Below are 1,420 nucleotides of genomic sequence, written 5' to 3' on the forward strand. Positions count from 1 at the left end.
GGCCGTGGCCGCGCTCCCCGCGCGGCCACGGCCGGTCGGTCAGGGCCCCATCGACTGGTTGCTGACCGGTGAGCCGGCCGACCTTTGAGCAGCTTCTTTGTGGAGCTTCCTCGTCCGATCGACCCGTCGGGCGACTTGTCCAGCCGATCGGCCAGGTCAGCCCGTCAGCTGATCGCCGGACTGTCTAATGACCCTGACAGAATGAAGCCGGTCGCTTCTTGGCGCCGGTGCGGCGAGCAGCGTCACCTGCGTTAACGGCGCCGGATATCGGCGAGAGGCCGGAGCCTGGGGTCATTCCGTCAGGCTTTCTGAGTCGGCTGGTTCAGGCGGTGACGTCACGGCTGGTGAACCGCGCCCAGGCGATCGAGCCGAACACCAGGATGTACGCCCCGAAGACCAACAACCCCTGCGCCATGTGATCGGTGGCGATCGGATCGCGCAGAGCGCCGTCGAACCCGCTCCACCACGACGTCAGCAGGTAGGGCTCGATCACCGCGAGCTGCGGAATCGCCTCGAGCACCTGCGCCACGACGACCAGCACCAGGGTGGCCGCGATGGCTCCGATGGGGGCCTCGGTCAGGGTGGAGATCGCCAGCGCGAGCGCCCCCAGGGCCGCCATGCCCGCAGCCGCGTACAGCGCCACAAGACCGATCCGCAGCAGTCCTTCGGCGAGCGGGATGGTAGTTCCAGAGAGCAGCGTCACCGGCCCGACCGGGAACAACACCAGCCCCGTGACCAGCGCGGACACGGCCACCAGCAGGCAGGCCACGACCGCGAACACGACGATGTTCACGTATTTCAGCGCCAGCAGCCGCGTGCGACCGGCGGGCGCCGTGAGCAGATAGCGGAGCGTCCCCAGACTCGCCTCTCCCGCGATCGAGTCCCCCGCGACCACCCCGACCGCCAGCGGCAGCACCAGGGGCAGCATCAGGAAGAACGCCGCGAACGTAAGCACCAGCCCGTTCCCCGCCACCTGCCCGATGGGCCCGGCGTCACCCCCGGCCACCCGGATCCCCAGCCCGATCAGCACCGGCACGATCGCGAGCACCGCCAGCAACGCCAGGTTCCGCGGCCTCCGGAAGGTCAGTCCGACCTCCGACCCGAGCAACCGCAGCGCCGCCCGCCCCCCAGACACCCGAGAACCCATCAGGCCATCATCGACCCGCGCAGCCGACAAATGGCCCGCCTCACCGCCATTCACCCGCCCTTCGGTTACGAAGCCCGCCGCAGCGTCCTCCATCCGCTCGCCGAGCACAACGCCAGTCGCGGTGTCCTCCGTTCGCCCTTCAGACGCGAGAACGCCCAGTGCCACGTGCTCCATTCGCCGCTCCGCATCCATGAGGCTCCTCGAGCTGTCGTCCGCCCTTCCACCGAATCCGGCGGATCCAGGGGCTCCCTCACTTGCCAGCCTCTCGAATCC

1 protein-coding gene is annotated in these 1,420 nt (G+C 69.2%); it reads right to left on the bottom strand.

Annotation, left to right across the window (positions count from 1 at the left end; all coding sequences use genetic code 11):
* Window positions 1–322: 322 nt before the first annotated feature.
* Complete coding sequence (locus tag Aph01nite_RS40885) at window positions 323–1,147, bottom strand: ABC transporter permease (RefSeq protein ID WP_239162360.1); 825 nt, start codon at window positions 1,145–1,147, stop codon at window positions 323–325.
* Between the last annotated feature and the right edge of the window lie 273 nt (window positions 1,148–1,420).

It is taken from the genome of Acrocarpospora phusangensis, from assembly GCF_016862995.1.
In the GTDB taxonomy this organism is placed as follows: Bacteria; Actinomycetota; Actinomycetes; order Streptosporangiales; family Streptosporangiaceae; genus Acrocarpospora; species Acrocarpospora phusangensis.

Coding starts and splice junctions, on each gene's coding strand:
- Aph01nite_RS40885 (WP_239162360.1), bottom strand. CDS start 1,147: ATGGGTTCTCGGGTGTCTGGGGGGCGGGCGGCGCTGCGGTTGCTCGGG.